Origin of the sequence: Pseudomonas sp. BP11-1-1 (genome assembly GCF_052112105.1) — a bacterium.
Taxonomy (GTDB): Bacteria; Pseudomonadota; Gammaproteobacteria; order Pseudomonadales; family Pseudomonadaceae; genus Aquipseudomonas; species Aquipseudomonas alvandae.
The window spans coordinates 50,336-67,564 of the sequence record NZ_JAUTYU010000017.1; the positions used below are offsets into that span (position 1 = coordinate 50,336).

Here is a 17,229-nt window from a genome sequence, read left to right on the forward strand (position 1 = left end):
TGGAATCCTTGTGGGAGCGAGCTTGCTCGCGATGGCGTCAGATCAGTTGAAGTTGATGTGACTGACACACCGCCATCGCGAGCAAGCTCGCTCCCACAGGTTATTTGCAAGTCAGCGGGCAGCAACCGACTGGGTCGTCGCCTCGGTGAAGTCCAGGACCTTGCCGCCCTGGGCCGTGGCAAACTGCTCGGCCTGCCCTTTCAACAGGAACGCGCTGAGCTGGCCCTTGCCATCACTGGCAAACCACGCCTGCTCGGCCAACAGCTTGATCCCGCTGTCGCTGGCCTGGGCGTAGACGGCGCGGATGCCCTTGCCTTCCTGCTTGAGGCTGGCCAGTGCGCTGAAGGCTGACTGCGCCGAGGCGTAATGACGCACTTTCGGCTCGTCGCGCACCCAGATCTCGACCACATGACGGGCATCGGTGATGGCCTGGCCGGTCAAGGCGTCGGGCGTGCCGAGGGGCGTCTGGGCGTAGTTGCCCAGTTGCGCGGTGTAATCGAGGTTCGATGCCTTGAAGGCGGCGCGGATGTACTGGTCATCGATGAATGTGTTGAGGTCCAGCCCCCGATCGGCCTTCTTCAGCAGCTTGAGGGTGTCGATGGCGGTGCCGACGGCCTGGCGGTATTCCGGTTTCCAGGTCAGGTCGCGGGTCTGCACGCCCAGCGGCCCGTGGAACAGATAATTGACCTCGGCATCCACGCCGGTGACCTTGGCGATCAACTCGCTGTACTTCTCCGGCTCGGCGGCCAGCAACTGATTGGCTTCGATGGTTGCACGCAGGTAGGCAACGACGATTTCCGGGTACTTCCTGGCATAGGCCTGGTCCACCAGCGCGCCATGGAATGTCGGCGTCTTGGCCTGGGCGCCGTCATAGATCTTGCGGGCGAAGCCACGGCTGGGGAACAGTTCGGCGAAGGGCACGAAGTCAGCATGGGCGTCGATCTTGCCGGCCTGCAACGCCGAGCCGGCGACCTCCGGTGGCTGGGCGATGATGTTCACATCCTGGAGCGGATCCCAGCCCTGGGCCGCGACGGCGCGCAGCAACATGCCATGGGCGGTGGAAGCGAATGGCACGGAAATCGTCTTGCCCTTGAGCTCGGCCAGGGACTGTACACCCGAGGCACTGGGCACGACGATGCCGTTGCCGCTGCCCTGGGTGCTGCCCGACAGCACGCTGATGAACAGGCTGTGCTTGCCGGCGGTCTCGAACGCCACGCCGTTGAACGCGCCGGGGAAATCGGCCATGGCGCCGAAGTCCAGTTTGCCGGCGACCATCTCGTTGGTCAGTGGCGCGCCGCTGGTGAAGTTTTTCCACTGGATGTCATAGTGGGCATCCTTGTACGCGCCATCGTGGGGCAAGTACTTGTCCAACAGCCCCAGCTCCCGGATCAGCAACCCGCCGGCGGCGCAGTTGATGGTGGTGTCCTGGGTGCCGATGGCGATGCGGATGGTGTCTGCCTGGGCAGGCAGGGTCAATGAAGCCAGTGCCAGACCGGCCAGTGCTGCACGCAATAACATGGGTATGTCCCCTCGAATCATTTATAGGTTTTTCGTCTCCGCCACGATCAGGGCGCGGTGGGAAACGAGGGGTGTGCTGGGATTAGCGTCCGGGGTGGCCGGATGGCTTTTGTGGTGCCGGTGGTGGCCTCATCGTCGGAACGCCGCCCGGAGCAGGCTCGCTCCCACAGGTTTTAACGGTGTACATAAGCACTGCGACTGGCTTCGATCCCCTGTGGGAGCGAGCCTGCTCGCGAAGGCGTCCTATCGGTCAACGCAACAGGTACGGAATTTCCACTCTCACCGCCCCCGTCGGACAGTCCTTTTCACAGGGCATGCAATACCAGCATTCATCGAACGCCATGTAGGCCTTCTGGGTTGCCGGGTTGATCGCCAGCAGGTCCATGGGGCATACGTCGACGCACACCGTGCAGCCCTTGTGGGCGATGCATTTGTCCTCGTCCACGGTGACGGGGGCATTGGAGCGAAAGAAGATTTCCTGGGGTTGATAGGCCATGGGCGTTCTCTTTGGGTGATGGGTTCACGCCGCGTCGGCGCCGACCCGCAGCCGGTCGTAGGCCTGCAGCTCGTCGGCATCGAGGGCGATGATGTAGGGCTCGACGGCTTTCTTGAACGAGGTCATCGTGCCGTCCTCGCCTTTCTTCAAATGGCAATGGCAGAACCAGTCGCTGTCGTTGCGCCGTGGGTGATCGACTCGATAGTGGTACAGCCCCCAACGGCTTTCCGCGCGAAACAACGAGGCCCGGGCGGCCATTTCGGCGCAGTCGCGGATCACGCTGACTTCCATGGCGCGCATCAATTCGTGGGCGTTATGGGCCTTGATCTGGTCCAGGTCGCGCTGGATATCGCTGAAGCGTTGCAGGCCGATCTGCATTTTTTTCGTGACCTTCGGCGGTTGCAGGTAATCGTTGACGAAGCGGCGCAGCTTGTATTCCACCTGGGCTGGCGGCAGGCCATGCTCGCGCTCAAGCGGCGCGTAGACACGCGCCCTCTCCCGCTCGATCTGCCCGGCATCCAGCGCCGAGAAATCCTTGCCTGCCACAAAATCGGCGGCGTTGTTGCCGGCAAACCAGCCATAGGTGAACGCACCGAGCATGTAGTTGTGCGGCACCGCCGCCATGTCGCCCGCCGAGTACAGGCCCTTGACCGAGGTTTCCGCCCGCTCGTTGACCCAAACGCCCGAGGCCGAATGACCGCTGCAAAAACCGATTTCGGAAATGTGCATCTCGACCATCTGCGTGCGGTAGTCGGTGCCACGGTTGGCGTGGAACTGCCCGCGGCTGGGTCGTTCGTTGCTGTGCAGGATCTCTTCGATGTTCTGGATGGTTTCCTCGGCCAGGTGATCGAGCTTGAGGAACACCGGACCGTTGCCACCTTCGAGTTCCTGGTGGAACTCCCACATCATTTGCCCGCTCCAGTAGTCGCACTCGATGAAACGCTCGCCCTTGTTGTTGGCGGTATAGCCGCCGAGGGGGCCGGTGACATAGGCGCACGCCGGGCCGTTGTAATCCTTGATCAGCGGGTTGATCTGGAAGCATTCCAGGTTCGCCAGCTCGGCGCCGGCGTGATACGCCATGGCGTAGCCATCGCCTGCATTGGTCGGGTTTTCATAGGTGCCCATCAGGTAGCCGGAGGCCGGCAGCCCCAAGCGTCCCGCCGCGCCGCAGCAGAGAATGACCGCCTTGGCCTTGATCACATGAAAGTCGGCGGTGCGGCAATCGAAGCCCATCACCCCGTTCACCGCGCCCTCTTCGTCGGTCAGCAACCGGGTGCAGACCAACCGATTGGTGATGCTCACCCGCGCCCGTTTCAACTGCCGGTACAAGACTTTCTTGATGTCGTGCCCTTCCGGCATCGGCAGCACGTAGGCGCCCATGTGGTGAACCTTTTTCACCGCGTAGTCGCCGGTTTCGTCCTTCTCGAACTTCACGCCCCAACGGTCCAATTGCTCGATCGTTTCGAAGCTGTGGGTCGCGTAGGCGTACACCGCGGCCTGGTTGACGATGCCGTCGTTGGCAATAGTGATTTCCTTGGTGTATTGCTCAGGCGTCGAGTGCCCCGGGATGATCGCGTTGTTGAGCCCGTCCATGCCCATGCTGATGGCGCCACTGCGCTTGACGTTGGCCTTGTCCACCAACAACACGCGCAAGTCGCGGTTGCGTTCCTTGGCCTTGATCGCGGCCATGGGCCCGGCGGTGCCGCCGCCGATGACGACGATGTCGTATTCCTGTTCGAGGATGCTTCTTGAGCTTTGGGTCATGCCTGCGTCCCTTTCTGCCGGTCGATCCGCAAGCGGTACTGGAAGGCATCGCCGCGGTAGTAGAGGTATTCGAAATCCAGCGGTTGCCCATCGGCGCCGTGGGTCAGGCGCTCGATGCGCATGACCGGCGATCCGGCCTCGATCTCCAGGGCCTGGCACAGGTCGCTGTCGGCCAACACCGCATCGATGGCCAGGTCCGCATGACCGAGGGCCAGGCCGCAATCGTTTTCCAGGATCAAGAAAATATCGCGGGTGACCAGGTCGGCTTTTTCAAGGCGCTCGCCGAGCGCCTTGGGCAGGTAGGTGATTTCCAGGGAAACCGGCTCGCGGTTGATCAACCGCACCCGCTTGATCTGCGCCACCACGTCCCCTTCCGCCAGTTTCAGGCGCTCGGCCACTGACTTGTCCGCCGCCATGAACTTGAAGCTGCGCAGGCGGTTGATCACCTCGAAACCGCGCCCGGTCATGGACTCGGCCAGACCCTGGAGGGTGCTGACGTTCTGGAAGGTCTTGGGCTTGGCGACGAAGGTGCCTTTGCCATGGATCTTGAAGATCAGCCCTTCCTTTTGCAGGTCGCCCAAGGCTTGGCGAACGGTGATGCGGCTGACGCGGAACAACGCGCCGAGCTCGCTTTCCGACGGCATCTGGCTGCCCTGGGGGTATTCACCGTCGAGGATGCGTGCACGCAGCACGTCGCGCAGTTGGGTGTGCAGCGGCACGCTGTCGAGGGAAAGAACGTTGTCGGGCATGGCTTCCTTCACTTGTCATAACGAGTTATGACGTGATCTTAGGGAAAGCCCGTAAGACTTGAGAAATACTGTTTGGACATAACCTTAGAGCCGAGCGTCGGCGCTCTCATTGCGAAACGCGCTCGGGCTCATGCCGGTCCAGCGTCGGAACGCCCGGCGGAAACTGCGCACATCGCTGTAGCCGACTTCCTCGGTGATGCGCTCAATGGACAGCTCGGGATTGGCCAGCAGGTTCAAGGTCCGGCCACGGCGAACTTGTTCGAGCAACGCTTCGAAGGTCAGGTTGTGCTCGGTCAGGCGCCGGCGCAAGGTACGGCTGCTCATGTTCAGGTCGCTGGCAATTTTATCGATATGGCTGCCACGGCCCAGGTCCCGGGCAATCGCCCGCTCCACGGCCTGGATCAGGTCGATTTTCTGGTGGACTTCGCTGGCCTCCTGCTCCAGCAAGGCCAGTGCCTGGCGCAGGGCCAGCGGATGATGGTTGGGCAGGCGCACCTCCAGCCAGCCAGCATCGATCAGCATGCGGTTCTGCCGGCAGCCAAAGCGCACGACCGACCCGAAGATCCGCTGGTACTCGCCCGCATAGGAAGGCGCGGCGTGCATGAATTCCACTGCCTGTGGCTTGAAGTCGGACGCCGCCAGCGCCCGGCCATAGACCAACACACTGGCGAAGAATTCTTCGACCGCAAACACCTGCACGTCGGCAAAGGGCAGTTGGCACGTCGCCTCGACCGTGATCCGGTCGCCGGCTTCTTCGGCGCTGATCTGCGCGATGCCGCCGGTAGTGCGCTGGTAGCGCACTCCCAGGGCGAAGACGTCGCGCAAGGTCTCGCACAGTGACAATACGTGTCCCAGCAAACCCAGGGTGCCCAGCACGTTGCGGTCGCCGACCCACAACCCCAGCCCCTGGTCGGGTAACAACTTGAGCGCCCGCTGGATCATGACCACGGCCTGGCGATGGGAAATGCGATGGGTCGGGTCTTGCAGGTCATCGAGGCCGAACCCCAGGCCTCGACACAGGATCGCCGCATCGAAGCCCTTGTCCGCCACCACATCGGCAAGGGTCTGCAGCAGAAACGGCGATACCAGCGCCAGCTCGAACGTGGGATCGATGACTTTCATCTGCATGGGCGGATTCCAAGGCGGACAGGAGAACACTGTGTAACAGTCTGTTTCTAGACGTTAGCATGACCCGGTGAATAGAGGGGGACCGGAATCTGGCCGCGCAAGTCCCCTGAATGGCCGCCAATACCCTGCCCTGGCGGCGGCGAACGGCTTATTTCTATGGCTCGGACCCTTGGTGCGTTTCCAACAATAATAACGAGCCCCTCCATGAACCCGATCCGCACGCGATTCACCCTGCAACTGACCTTGAGCCTGGCTTGCGCCAACGCCTTGCCGGCCCTGGCCACCGAGTCCGGCGTCGACAACATCGGCACCGGCACCGATGGCTTCTATGTACTGCCGCTGGAGGTCGATAGCCTTCCGGACCACATGGTTGCCTTCAACCTCTACTACAACCACTACAAGGCTCGAAAATTCAACATCAGCTCATTGGGCGGCGAAGTGCCGGATGTCGAAATCGAATCCACGGCGGTGATCCCGCGCATCGACTACCTGAGCCCGCTGCGAGTGGCCGGCGGGCGACTGGGCATCTACGTCGCGCAGCCCTGGCTCAAGCAGGAGGTCGCCGCATTCGGCCTGAGTGACACGCGCGAAAGCATGGGCGACACCACCATCTCGCCCATCATCCTCTGGGACATGGGCAAGCACCTGACACTGGCCGCCGCGGTGGAAATCACCGTGCCAACCGGTGAATACGATGCCGATCGACTGGCCAACACCAGCAATAATTTCTACACCTACAAACCACTGTTTTCCTTCACCTGGCTGCCCACGGACAACACCGAGCTGTCGATGAAAACCACCTACAGCTTCAACCGCGAAAACAAGGACACCGATTACCGCTCGGGGCAGATTTTCCACTTCGATTATTCCGCCAGCTACCGGCTGAACGATAACGTGACGGTGGGCCTCAACGGCTACTACCTGAAACAGACCACCGACGACAAACAGTACGGCCGCACCGTGCAATTCGCCGGGCAGGACGTGGACGATGGCGTGCGCGGCCAGGTGTTCGCCATCGGTCCGGCGCTGCACGTAACCTTCCTCAAATACGCCAGCGCCGAGATTCGCTGGGCCAAGGAATTCGACGTGGAGAACCGCCCCGAAGGCGAGATGCTCTGGGCGAAGATCAGTATTCCGTTTGCCTTCTAAAAGCTCCCATTGTGGCGAGGGGATTTATCCCCGCTGGGCTGCGCAGCAGCCCCCCCTAGAAGCAACTCAATCTGACTGACCTACCGGATTGTCGGCTTTTGGGGCCGCTTCGCGCCCCAGCGGGGATAAATCCCCTCGCCACAAAGACGCGCTCTCGACAAGCTGGATTCAGCTATAAACCGGCCAGCTCTCGACAATCCTCCCCGCCCGCACCGCCAGCAAATCACCAAACTGCAGCAACACCGATTCGGTCTGGGTCGGGCGCAGGAACACCTGGTCCTCCAGCCCCAGTCCGACCGCTGCGGAGCCGTTGACCATTTCCTGATTGGAGCTGCGTCCGTACAGGTCATTGATTTGCAAGCCAGGCGGTGCCTCGAGGTCGGCCATCCAGTTGCCGCCATAGATGAAAAAGGTCTCGCGCTGGTTCACGTCCCACCAGGAAAAAATCCGCGACGTGTCGTCCAGCGCCGGGATGTTCACTGCCCCGGTGCGTTTCAACACCGGGGTCGCGATATAGGCCGCCGGCACGTGTTCGCTCAACGAAGGTAAATCGTAGTGGCTGGGCTTGAGCATGGCCGTGCCCACCGACACCTCGGTGCTCAGGTTTTCCAGTTCGTGGATGCGGTAGCTGGGGCTGCCGGCGGTGTTGAGCGTCAGGCCGGGGCGCCAAAGATCGGGATAGCGCAGGCGCACGAAATCCACGCGCGCGCGGTAGATCGCCATGACCCGCGCCAGCAGTGTCTGCGGCGTTGCGACGATCTCCGGCACGCCCATGCCCACGAACGGGTCGTAACCCATGAACCCGGCAAACTCCAGTTGGGCCGGGTGGGCGCGGATCAATCTGAGCATCGCGTCCAGGCTCGCCTCGTCAACGATCCCGCCCCGGTGCAGGCCGACGTCCAGCTCCAGGTTGACCCGTATGCGAATGCCCAGCGCCTGGGCCAATGCCCGGTATTGCTCCAGTCGCTCAGGCGTGTCGAGCAGCCATTGCAACTGGCGCGCCGGGTCGAAAGGACCTTTGTGCTGCGTGTAGAACAGCTCGGCGGAACGCACCGGCAGGGGTTTGCCCAGCAGGATGTCGGCCTGGGGAAACTGCATTGCGTCATGGTTGAGAAACGGCTGATGGAACGACATCAAGCGCCGGGTCTCGGCACGCTGGGCGATGTAATTCAGCAGGCCGGGGGCTGGCAAGGACTTCTCCACCAGCCTCAACTGCTTGCCGGCGCGTTGCACGGAGGCCTTCACCACGTCGATGTTGTGGTCGAGTCGATCCAGGTCGATGAGCATCACCGGGCGCATCGGGCCATGGGCCTTGAGCTCACGGTTGAGCTGGCGAAAATATTCGCTGTACGGCGCACCTCGGTCCTGCGGTCGCAGCCAAGCACCGACACCCGCCAACAACACCCCGGCGCCCAGCGTTCCCGCCAGGAAGCGACGACGATTGAAACCCATCAGCTCACCCCCAGGATCGTCGAAAGATGCCCATTGAGAAACTTGCCGCCCGGGTCCAGGGCCTGGCGCACTCGGGCGAACTCCTCCCAGCGGGGATACAACGCTTGTAGCGTCCTGGCGTTGAGCGAGTGCAACTTGCCCCAATGCGGGCGCCCCTGGTATTTCCAGAAAATCGGTTCGATGGCCGCGAAGAAGTTGTGGTGATCCATCTGGTAATGCTGGTGCACGGAGATGGCGCAGCTGTCCCGACCTTCGAACATGCTCAAGGGAATGTCATCGGCCTTCACGTAGCGGTACTCGATGGGAAACCAGGTGCGCAGGTTCTTGTCGCGGATCAGCGCGAGGATTTCCCGCAGGCATGCTGGGCCCTGGTCAGCCGGCACCGAGTACTCCATTTCGTTGAAGCGCACGGTGCGGGCGTTGGCGTAGATGTCATGGGAGTCGCCGACCCGATCATCGAAATCGGCCACCCAGCGCAGGCTGTTGAGCAAGGCTCGGCGGGTCGCCGGGAAATCGCTGCCGTACTTGTCGAGGTTTTCAATCACGCTGACGAACTCGTTGCCGCCCTCCTCCTCGGGACTGATCGGCGGCGTGGCGGAGTCGGTGGTTTCGTTCAGAGTGATCGACAGCGCATAGTCGGAATGGGTGACGACCTGCATTTCCCAATGCTGGTTGTCCCGGGTGTTGGTGTCCACGTCCTCGAGCAACTCCTCGGTTTTCGCCACCCATTGGTGCTCGCGCAATCGATAGGCCGCGCGGTTTTGCAGGCGCACGCGGGTTATCAGTCCCAAGGCGCCCAGGGAGACCCGGCCGGCACTGAGCACTTCGGGATGCTGCCGGGCATCGCAATCGAGCACCTCGCCATTGGCCGTGACCAGTTGCAGGCCGACGACTTGGGACGAATAGGAACCGAACGCCTTGCCCGTGCCATGGGTCGAGGTGGCGATGGCACCGGCCAGCGTCTGGTAGTCGACATCGGCCATGTTCGGCAGCGCCTGGCCAATGGCTTGAAGCGCCGTGCCCATGCGCGACATCGGCGTGCCACCGCCGAATTCGGCCTGCAGGGTGGCCGCGTCGTGACTCAGCAAGCCGCTGAAAAAACTCAAGGAGAGCAAGGTCCCATCCGTGGGCACCAAGGCGCTGAAGGAATGGCCGGAACCCACCGGGCGGATCCGGCCTTCGGCGCGGCGCACCACCTGCACCAGTTCATCCATATCCTGAGGGGCGAGGCGCGCGGCAGGCAGGCAACTTTGCGCGCCCGACCAATTGCGCCATGGAATCAGTCGCGGGGCGCGCATCAGTTCGGCCAGGGCGCCCTGGCTGCCCAGCGCAGTGAGGGCCGCGACAACGCCGGCCTGTTGCAGCAATCGACGTCGCGAGTAATCCATGGTCATGCCGGAAAACCCCTTGTTGGATTATTGGAATCGTTGTCCGGACATGAAGGCAATCAGGGCCAGGAACTGCTCCTCGGAACAGTGCATGCACAGGCCCATCGGCGGCATGCCGTTGTAGCCGTTGATCGCATGATCGAGCAGAGTCTCGGCGCCCTGTGCCAGGCGCGGGGCCCAGGCATTGGTATCGCCGGTCAACGGCGCTCCGGCGGCGGGATTGGCGTGACAGAGCTTGCAACTGCTGTCGTAGATCCGAGCCAGCGACGCATCGCTGGGCATGGCCGTGATCGCGGTGGGCGTGGGTGGCGTGGGTGCGTCATCGCAACCTGCCAACAGGGTGAGTAACACGATGGAAATGGCAGGGTGCAGCGAAAACCTAGGTAACCGCATAGGGCCCTCTCGCGGCGCTTTCTTATTGTGGGTCTGACAGCTTCCACACTAAGGCACCCCAGCGTTTTGGCTTGAGGTCATTGCGGGCCATAAATCGGACTTGAGCGGACACCCTCGCCGCCGGGCAATGCTCAGGGCAACAGCAACCTCTGCTCGCGCTCGCACAACTGCACCACGTAATCCCACAGCACGCGCAACCGTACGGACTTGTGCAGTTCGCGGCGGGTGCTGATCCAGTAGCTGCGGCAGATGGTTTCGTCCGGCAACAGCGGCACCAGCGTCGGGTCGCCGCTGGCCATGTAGCACGGCAACACAGCAATCCCCAGGCCCGAGCGCGCAGCCTGTTGCTGGGCGATCACGCTGGTGCTGTGGAACACCACCCGAGGCTTGCGGCAAAAGCTGTTGAGAAACATCAGTTCCTGGCTGAACAACAGGTCGTCGACGTAGCCGATCCAGGCGTGTCGGGCCAGGTCCTCGCGGCTGCGCAAGGGCGGCGAGCGATCCAGGTAGGCCTGGCTCGCATAGAGCGCCAGGCTGTAGTCGGTGAGCTTGCGCGTCACCAACAGGTCGGCCGCCGGGCGTTCGAGGTGGATGCTGATTTCCGCCTCGCGGTTGAGGATGCTGACGAAGCGCGGCACCGCCACCAGTTCCACCTCCAGCCCCGGATAACGCTGGAACAACCCGTCCATGCGACTGGCCAGGAACATGATGCCAAGCCCTTCCGTCACCCCCAGGCGGATCTTGCCCAGCGGCGCGCTGGACTGGGTGATGTCCTCCTGGGCCAGCAACGCCACGTTCTCCATGGCTTCGGCATGCTTGAGCAACGTCTCGCCGGCCGGAGTCAGCTCGTAGCCCTGGGCATGCTGGACAAACAACGCGGTGCCGAGGCTTTTTTCGATGGCCTCGATGTGCCGGGCCACCGTGGCGTGAGTGGTATTCAGGCGCCGTGCAGCCGTCAACAAACGCCCGCTGCGTTGCAGCTCCAGGAAATAACGCAAGTCATTCCAGTCGAACATGGGGCGATCCTTGGATGGGCCTGAAGGCAGGACTGTTTATAAACGCACAGCGGCTGCGCAAAAACTAACATTCTTTTGACGAAAACTAACAACTAGGATGAATGCCACAAAAACAATAAACGAGGTCGCGAATGCAACCTGTCGTCGATGAATACGATTACGTGATCGTGGGTGCCGGCCCTGCCGGGTGCTTGCTGGCCAATCGGCTTTCGGCCAACCCGCAACACCGGGTGCTGTTGCTCGAAGCCGGCGGGCGCGATAACTATCCGTGGATTCACATTCCGGTCGGCTACCTGTTCTGCATCGGCAACCCACGCACCGACTGGTGCTTCAAGACCGAAGCCCAACCGGGCCTACAAGGACGCGCCCTGAGCTATCCGCGCGGTAAGGTCCTGGGCGGCTGTTCATCAATCAACGGCATGATCTACATGCGTGGCCAGGCCGGGGACTACGATGGCTGGGCTGCCGAAGGCAATCCTGGCTGGGCCTGGAAAGACGTGCTGCCATTGTTCAGGCAAAGCGAAAACCACTTCGCGGGCGATTCCGAATTCCACGGCGCGGCCGGCGAATGGCGAGTCGAACGCCAGCGCCTGTCATGGCCGATTCTCGACGCGTTCCGCACCGCCGCCGAACAGAGCGGCATCCGCAACGTTGAGGATTTCAATGGCGGTGACAACGAAGGGTGTGGCTACTTCCAGGTCAACCAGAAGGCCGGGGTGCGCTGGAATGCGGCCAAGGCCTTCCTCAAGCCGATTCGCAATCGCCCCAACCTGACGGTATTGACCGAGGTCGAAGTCGACCGCGTTTTGTTGCGCGATGACCGCGCCCAAGCCGTGAGCGCTCGTTGGCAAAGCAAGAACATGACCTTCAAGGCCCGCAAGGAAATCGTCCTGTGCGCCGGGGCGGTCGGTTCGCCGGGCATCTTGCAGCGCTCCGGGATCGGCCCGCGCAGCCTGCTGCAACGCCTGGGGATCGGCGTCGTGCACGAATTGCCTGGCGTGGGCGGCAACCTGCAGGATCACCTGCAACTGCGGCTGATCTATCAACTGGAAAACGCCCGCACCCTGAACCAGATCGCCGGCACGCTGTGGGGCAAGATGGGCATGGGCCTGCGTTACCTGTATGACCGCAGCGGCCCGCTGTCCATGGCCCCCAGCCAACTCGGCGCGTTCGCCCGCTCGGGGCCGGAACAGACCTCGGCCAACCTCGAATACCACGTGCAACCGTTGTCCCTGGAACGCTTCGGCGAACCGTTGCACAGCTTCCCGGCGTTCACCGCGTCGGTGTGTGATTTGCGCCCGATGAGTCGCGGGCGGGTGGACATTCGTTCGGCCGATCCGAGTGAAGCGCCGCTGATCCAACCCAATTACCTGGACCATCCCGAAGACCTGCGGGTCGCCGCCGACGCCATCCGCCTGACCCGACGGATCGTCGCCTCCCCGGCCCTCGGCGCCTTCAAGCCGGTGGAATACCTGCCGGGCGCGAGCCTGCAAACCGAAGAGGAACTGCACCAGGCCGCCGCCCGCATCGGCACGACGATTTTCCATCCGGTGGGCACGTGTCGCATGGGCCAGGACGGCGACGCAGTGGTGGATGCGCAACTGCGCGTGCACGGCATCAAGGGCCTGCGCATCGCCGACGCCTCGATCATGCCGCGAATCACCTCGGGCAACACCTGCTCGCCAACGTTGATGATTGCCGAGAAGGCGGCGCGGATGATGCTCGAACCGGTCACCGTAAGCATCACGAGCCAAAAGGAGCCGGCCACGGTCTGAAAACAGCAGTGCCCCCTGTGGGAGCGGGCTTGCTCGCGAAGGTGGTGTATCAGCCAACGATGATGTCGACTGGCACACCGCCTTCGCGAGCAAGCCCGCTCCCACAAGGAGAAATGCGTAAGCAAAAGGAACGTATCAAACCAGGAGACGCCCCACCCGGCGTCGCAGTGGAACAACAAAAACAATCACTGTGAGGGATACCGCTATGTCTGAACATGTTCAGCCCCTGGAAGCCACGCGCAGCGCCGGCACCAGCCAGGAAACCCAGAAAGTCATCTTCGCCTCGTCCCTCGGGACGGTGTTCGAGTGGTACGACTTTTTCCTCTACGGCGCCCTCGCGGCGGTGATCAGCAAACAGTTCTTTGCCGGGGTGAACGACACCACCGCGTTCATCTTCGCCCTGATGGCCTTCGCCGCCGGCTTCATCGTGCGGCCGTTCGGTGCGCTGGTGTTCGGGCGGCTGGGTGACATGATCGGCCGCAAGTACACCTTCCTCGCGACCATCGTGCTCATGGGCCTGGCCACCTTCTGCGTCGGCCTGCTGCCCAACTACGCCAGCATCGGTATCGCCGCGCCGATCATCCTAGTGGTGCTGCGCATGCTCCAGGGCCTGGCCCTGGGCGGCGAATACGGCGGCGCGGCAACCTACGTCGCCGAGCACGCACCCATCGGCAAGCGCGGTTTCCACACCAGTTGGATTCAGTCCACCGCGACCCTCGGGCTGTTGCTGTCGCTGCTGGTGGTCCTCGGTTGCCGCTACTTCACCGGCGATCAATTCGAGGTCTGGGGCTGGCGCATTCCGTTCCTGCTGTCGATCCTGCTGCTGGGCATTTCCACCTGGATTCGCCTGAGCCTGCATGAGTCGCCGGCCTTCCTGAAAATGAAAGAAGAAGGCAAGTGCTGCAAGGCACCGATCCGCGAATCGTTCGGCAAATGGGAAAACCTGAAGGTGGTGCTGATCGCCCTGTTCAGCATCAACGCCGGGCAAGCGGTGACGTTCTACGCCGCGCAGTTCTACGTGCTGTTCTTTCTCACCCAATTCCTCAAGATGGACCCGGCCCTGGCCAACAGCCTGCTGATTGTCAGCGTGGTGATCGGCGCACCGTTCTTCATTTTCTTCGGCTGGCTGTCGGATAAAGTGGGGCGCAAACCGGTATTGATGATCGGCCTGCTGCTGGCGACCGCCCTGTACTTCCCGATCTTCAAGACCCTCGCCCACTACGCCAACCCGGCCATCGACCAGGCCAGCCGCCAGGCGCCGATCAGCGTGATCGCCGACCCGGCCACCTGCACCTTCCAGTTCGATCCGGTGGGCAAGGCGCGTTTCGACAGCCCGTGCGACAAGGTCAAGACTTTCCTGGTCAAGCAAGGCCTGCCCTACAGCAGCGTCGCCGCACCGGCCGGCAGCCCGGTGCAAGTGAATGTCGGCGACGTGAAACTCGAAGGCTACGACGAGGCCGCCCTGCGCGGCGCAGTGACCTTGGCGGGCTATCCGCAAAAAGCCGATGCCCAGCAGATCAATCGGCCGATGATCGTCGCACTCATCGTCGCGCTGATCATCATCTCGGCCATGTGCTACGGCCCGCTGGCGGCGCTGATGGTCGAGCTGTTCCCGACCCGGATCCGCTACACCTCCATGTCCCTGCCCTACCACATCGGCAATGGCTGGTTCGGCGGTTTCCTGCCCACGGTATCGTTTGCCCTGGTGGTCTACACCGGGGATATCTTCTACGGGCTGTGGTACCCGGTGGTGATTACCGGCGTGAGCCTGGTGGTCGGGATGATCTGCCTGCGGGAAACGCGGAACGTGGATCTGGACACTAACTGAACCCGAGTGTGGCGAGGGAATGAACGTCCCTCGCCACAGGCTTCAAAAGCGTGCCTTTACCGTCGCGGTGAAGTTGCGGGGTTCACCGTAATAGTTACCGAAGCTCTCCGTCCCGATGGTGGTGTAGTAACGCTTGTCGAACAGGTTGTTGCCGTTGAGCGCCACTGACCAGGTGTCATCGATGCGGTAGCCAACGCGACCGTTCCACACGGCATAACCGGCCTGGGTGATCTTCTCGCCGCTGACCGGCGATACGCGGAAGTTATCGCTTTGGGCATTGACCCCGGCGCCGACACTGAACCGTTCCAATGCCCCGCCGAGGGCGTAGTCGCCCCACAGGCGTAGCACATGGCGCGGCACGTAGCTGTTGAACGAACCACCGTTGAGGCTGGCGTCAATATCGTCGAGCGTCTTGGTCTGGGTGTAGGTGTAGCCGGCCAGCAGTTGCAGGCGCTCGATAACCTCACCGCTGATCTCGGCTTCGAAACCCTGGGCGCGGACCTTGCCGGCGTTCTCGTAGCAGTAGCCATCCGACGACGCACAGCTTGAGTTGTAGTCGGTCTGGGCCTGGTCTTTCTGCACCGTGCGGAACAGGTTGAAAGCGGTGTTCAAGCGGCCCTCGAACCATTCGCCCTTGATCCCCAATTCATAACTCTCGCCCATCAACGGCTTGAGCGCCGAACCGCTTTGCGAACGGTAATTGCCTTGGGGCGTGAAGATGTCCGAGTAACTGGCGTACGCGGTCAGGTGTTCGTTGAGGTCCAGCAACACGCCGGCAAACGGCGTGACCTGGCCGGTCTCGGTGCTCCTGGCGTGTTCCGTACCGCCCGTGAGAAATACCGAGTCACTCTTGGAGCTGTACCAGCTCACCCGGCTTCCCACTACGAAGGTCAACGGGTCCGCCAACTTCAGGCGCAGCGTCGAATACACGCCGTGCTGCTCGGTGACTGTCTTGACCGGACCACCTCGCGTCGAGTTTTCGATGAAGTAGCTGTCGTCCGGCTCGGGAATGTGCCGGTCCGGATCGAACACATCCTGCTTCTGTGGCAACAAGGCGACCGAGTAGAAGTCGTCTTTGTCCGAACGACTGGCATTGACGCCGAAGATCAGCTCATGACGCTGGCCGAAGGCGTCGAACTTGCCGTCCAGGTAGGCGTCGAGACCGTAATCGACCTGATCATAGTCGTACATGCTGCCGAGCAGATTGGTGGTCGAGGAACCGGGTGCCACCGAGCCTGATGCAAACGCGTATTTGATGTCCTGGGTATTTTTCGTATAGACCCCCGCGACCTTCACGGCCCAGTCGTCGTTGAGCTGATGCCGCAGGTCGCCGAACACTGTGGTCCGCTGGCTGCGCCAGGCATTCCACGACGGGTCCAGGCACGTGGAACGACTGAGTTTCAAATCGCTGCCATCCCGGTAGCGTGGAAGCCCACCCCAGCACGGGCTCGCATCGACGTCCTCATAGGCCACGCCCAGGCCGAGCGTCGTGTCGGGCGTCAGGTCAACGTCCAGGGCGCCGTAGTAGACCTGATCCTTGCGCTGGGCATCGTCGTAGAAGTAATGCCGGCTCTGCTCGGCGATCACCGCCCTGCCCCGCACAGTGCCGGCGTCGTTCAGGGGGCCGCCTGTATCGACTTGCCCGCGGTAGTTGTCCCAAGTGCCACCCGAGAGGCTGAGTTCAGTCTGGGGCGTGGCCTGGCCGCGCTTGCGAACGAAATTGACGCCACCTGAAGTACCACCGGAACCCTTCATCATCCCGGCGGCGCCGCGCAGGACTTCGACCCGGTCGTAATAGGCCATGTCACTGCTGAAGCTGTCGGCCTGGACATAGCTGTTGCCCATGTCCAGCGGAACACCGTCGTACTGGTATTGGCCCGACATCCGGAACCCGCGGGAATAGAAATACTTGCCGCCCATGGTCGAATCGTAGACGGTGATGCCGGGCGTTTTTTCCATGACCTGATCGATGGTGTTCAGGTTCTGGTCGTCGAGCATCTTGCGGGTGATTACCGTGACCGATTGCGGCGTCTCGCGCAGCGTGTGTTCGCCTTTGCCGATGGTGACCGCTCCGGTGGTGTAGGAGCCGCTATCTTCGGTGGTCGCCGTGAGCAGTTGTCCGTCGATGGTGGTGGTGCCCAATTCCATGGCCGAACCGCGAGAAGGCGCAGCCCGAAGCCGATAGGTCCCGCTGGCCTGGGGCTCGGCTTGCAGGCCGCTATCGCCCAGGATGCGAGCGAAGCCGTCGGCCACGCCAAAGGAACCGTTCAAGCCTGGCGACTGTAAGCCCTGGAGTTGAGCGGCATCGAACGAGATTGCAACACCAGCCTGGCTGGCGAAGCGCGTCAACACATCCATGAGGGTGCCAGCGCCAATAGTGTAAGCCTGCACCGAGCGTTGCTGGCCCGAAGCTCCTGGAGTAGTGCTCGCCTGCACCATCCAGGCACTGGAGGACGTAACAGCCAACAATCCGATTTTCATTGCAATCGCCAGACGACCTGGCGCGTTCACGCGAGACATGCGTCCCCTCCCCACAGTCAAGAAATTCACTGAGGGATGAGCCGAACGATGCA

At 62.3% G+C, this 17,229-nt stretch carries 13 protein-coding genes; 3 read left to right on the forward strand and 10 right to left on the reverse strand.

Annotated features, from left to right (window positions below; genetic code table 11):
* Positions 1-111 precede the first annotated feature (111 nt).
* The 5 genes from Q7C33_RS23755 to Q7C33_RS23775 all read right to left on the reverse strand — a co-directional run bounded on the left by Q7C33_RS23755 (position 112) and on the right by Q7C33_RS23775 (position 5,655).
* Positions 112-1,518, reverse strand: coding sequence for an ABC transporter substrate-binding protein (locus Q7C33_RS23755; RefSeq protein WP_407684256.1), 1,407 nt, complete (start codon positions 1,516-1,518; stop codon positions 112-114).
* Positions 1,519-1,768: 250 nt separating this feature from the next.
* Complete coding sequence (locus Q7C33_RS23760; RefSeq protein WP_407684257.1) at positions 1,769-2,014, reverse strand: 4Fe-4S dicluster domain-containing protein; 246 nt, start codon at positions 2,012-2,014, stop codon at positions 1,769-1,771.
* Positions 2,015-2,038: 24 nt separating this feature from the next.
* Positions 2,039-3,778, reverse strand: a complete 1,740-nt coding sequence (locus Q7C33_RS23765; RefSeq protein ID WP_030137948.1) for a fumarate reductase/succinate dehydrogenase flavoprotein subunit — start codon at positions 3,776-3,778, stop codon at positions 2,039-2,041.
* Positions 3,775-4,527, reverse strand: a complete 753-nt coding sequence (locus Q7C33_RS23770; RefSeq protein ID WP_217861635.1) for a GntR family transcriptional regulator — start codon at positions 4,525-4,527, stop codon at positions 3,775-3,777. Before Q7C33_RS23770 ends, Q7C33_RS23765 begins: the two co-directional genes overlap by 4 nt.
* Positions 4,528-4,611: 84 nt before the next feature.
* Complete coding sequence (locus Q7C33_RS23775) at positions 4,612-5,655, reverse strand: AraC family transcriptional regulator (RefSeq protein WP_198798143.1); 1,044 nt, start codon at positions 5,653-5,655, stop codon at positions 4,612-4,614.
* A gap of 204 nt (positions 5,656-5,859) precedes the next feature.
* Between Q7C33_RS23775 and Q7C33_RS23780 the strand changes: the two genes are divergently transcribed.
* A complete protein-coding gene (locus Q7C33_RS23780; protein WP_407684258.1) occupies positions 5,860-6,804 on the forward strand; it encodes a SphA family protein in 945 nt (314 codons plus the stop codon).
* A gap of 168 nt (positions 6,805-6,972) precedes the next feature.
* Here Q7C33_RS23780 and Q7C33_RS23785 read toward each other — a convergent pair whose 3' ends face one another.
* The 4 genes from Q7C33_RS23785 to Q7C33_RS23800 form a co-directional block, all read right to left on the reverse strand.
* The gene (locus Q7C33_RS23785; protein ID WP_407684267.1) at positions 6,973-8,181 is read right to left on the reverse strand and encodes a DSD1 family PLP-dependent enzyme; all 1,209 of its coding nucleotides are present in this window, start codon (positions 8,179-8,181) and stop codon (positions 6,973-6,975) included.
* A gap of 74 nt (positions 8,182-8,255) precedes the next feature.
* On the reverse strand, positions 8,256-9,554 hold the full coding sequence (locus Q7C33_RS23790) for a D-arabinono-1,4-lactone oxidase (RefSeq protein WP_258650970.1): 1,299 nt from the start codon (positions 9,552-9,554) through the stop codon (positions 8,256-8,258).
* Between the two features lie 117 nt (positions 9,555-9,671).
* Positions 9,672-10,037, reverse strand: coding sequence for a c-type cytochrome (locus Q7C33_RS23795; RefSeq protein WP_198798144.1), 366 nt, complete (start codon positions 10,035-10,037; stop codon positions 9,672-9,674).
* 131 nt (positions 10,038-10,168) lie between these two features.
* Positions 10,169-11,053 carry a LysR family transcriptional regulator gene (locus tag Q7C33_RS23800; RefSeq protein WP_198798145.1) on the reverse strand — a complete coding sequence of 295 codons (885 nt, stop codon included), beginning with the start codon at positions 11,051-11,053 and terminating at the stop codon, positions 10,169-10,171.
* Positions 11,054-11,184: 131 nt separating this feature from the next.
* Here Q7C33_RS23800 and Q7C33_RS23805 point away from each other — a divergent pair, with 131 nt between their 5' ends.
* Together Q7C33_RS23805 and Q7C33_RS23810 are read left to right on the forward strand one after the other, a co-directional pair.
* A complete protein-coding gene (locus Q7C33_RS23805) occupies positions 11,185-12,828 on the forward strand; it encodes a GMC family oxidoreductase (RefSeq protein ID WP_407684259.1) in 1,644 nt (547 codons plus the stop codon).
* A gap of 205 nt (positions 12,829-13,033) precedes the next feature.
* Positions 13,034-14,656 carry an MFS transporter gene (locus Q7C33_RS23810; RefSeq protein WP_030137939.1) on the forward strand — a complete coding sequence of 541 codons (1,623 nt, stop codon included), beginning with the start codon at positions 13,034-13,036 and terminating at the stop codon, positions 14,654-14,656.
* Between the two features lie 42 nt (positions 14,657-14,698).
* Here the strand turns inward: Q7C33_RS23810 and Q7C33_RS23815 are convergent, their stop codons facing one another.
* On the reverse strand, positions 14,699-17,176 hold the full coding sequence (locus tag Q7C33_RS23815) for a TonB-dependent siderophore receptor (RefSeq protein ID WP_407684260.1): 2,478 nt from the start codon (positions 17,174-17,176) through the stop codon (positions 14,699-14,701).
* Positions 17,177-17,229: the final 53 nt, after the last annotated feature.

Excerpts from the sequence above, each read along its gene's own strand:
- Q7C33_RS23795 (WP_198798144.1), bottom strand. The coding sequence starts at position 10,037 with ATGCGGTTACCTAGGTTTTCGCTGCACCCTGCCATTTCCATCGTGTTA.
- Q7C33_RS23810 (WP_030137939.1), top strand. The coding sequence starts at position 13,034 with ATGTCTGAACATGTTCAGCCCCTGGAAGCCACGCGCAGCGCCGGCACC.
- Q7C33_RS23775 (WP_198798143.1), bottom strand. The coding sequence starts at position 5,655 with ATGCAGATGAAAGTCATCGATCCCACGTTCGAGCTGGCGCTGGTATCG.
- Q7C33_RS23780 (WP_407684258.1), top strand. The coding sequence starts at position 5,860 with ATGAACCCGATCCGCACGCGATTCACCCTGCAACTGACCTTGAGCCTG.
- Q7C33_RS23755 (WP_407684256.1), bottom strand. The coding sequence starts at position 1,518 with ATGTTATTGCGTGCAGCACTGGCCGGTCTGGCACTGGCTTCATTGACC.
- Q7C33_RS23770 (WP_217861635.1), bottom strand. The coding sequence starts at position 4,527 with ATGCCCGACAACGTTCTTTCCCTCGACAGCGTGCCGCTGCACACCCAA.
- Q7C33_RS23790 (WP_258650970.1), bottom strand. The coding sequence starts at position 9,554 with ATGCGCGCCCCGCGACTGATTCCATGGCGCAATTGGTCGGGCGCGCAA.
- Q7C33_RS23805 (WP_407684259.1), top strand. The coding sequence starts at position 11,185 with ATGCAACCTGTCGTCGATGAATACGATTACGTGATCGTGGGTGCCGGC.
- Q7C33_RS23765 (WP_030137948.1), bottom strand. The coding sequence starts at position 3,778 with ATGACCCAAAGCTCAAGAAGCATCCTCGAACAGGAATACGACATCGTC.
- Q7C33_RS23815 (WP_407684260.1), bottom strand. The coding sequence starts at position 17,176 with ATGTCTCGCGTGAACGCGCCAGGTCGTCTGGCGATTGCAATGAAAATC.
- Q7C33_RS23760 (WP_407684257.1), bottom strand. The coding sequence starts at position 2,014 with ATGGCCTATCAACCCCAGGAAATCTTCTTTCGCTCCAATGCCCCCGTC.
- Q7C33_RS23800 (WP_198798145.1), bottom strand. The coding sequence starts at position 11,053 with ATGTTCGACTGGAATGACTTGCGTTATTTCCTGGAGCTGCAACGCAGC.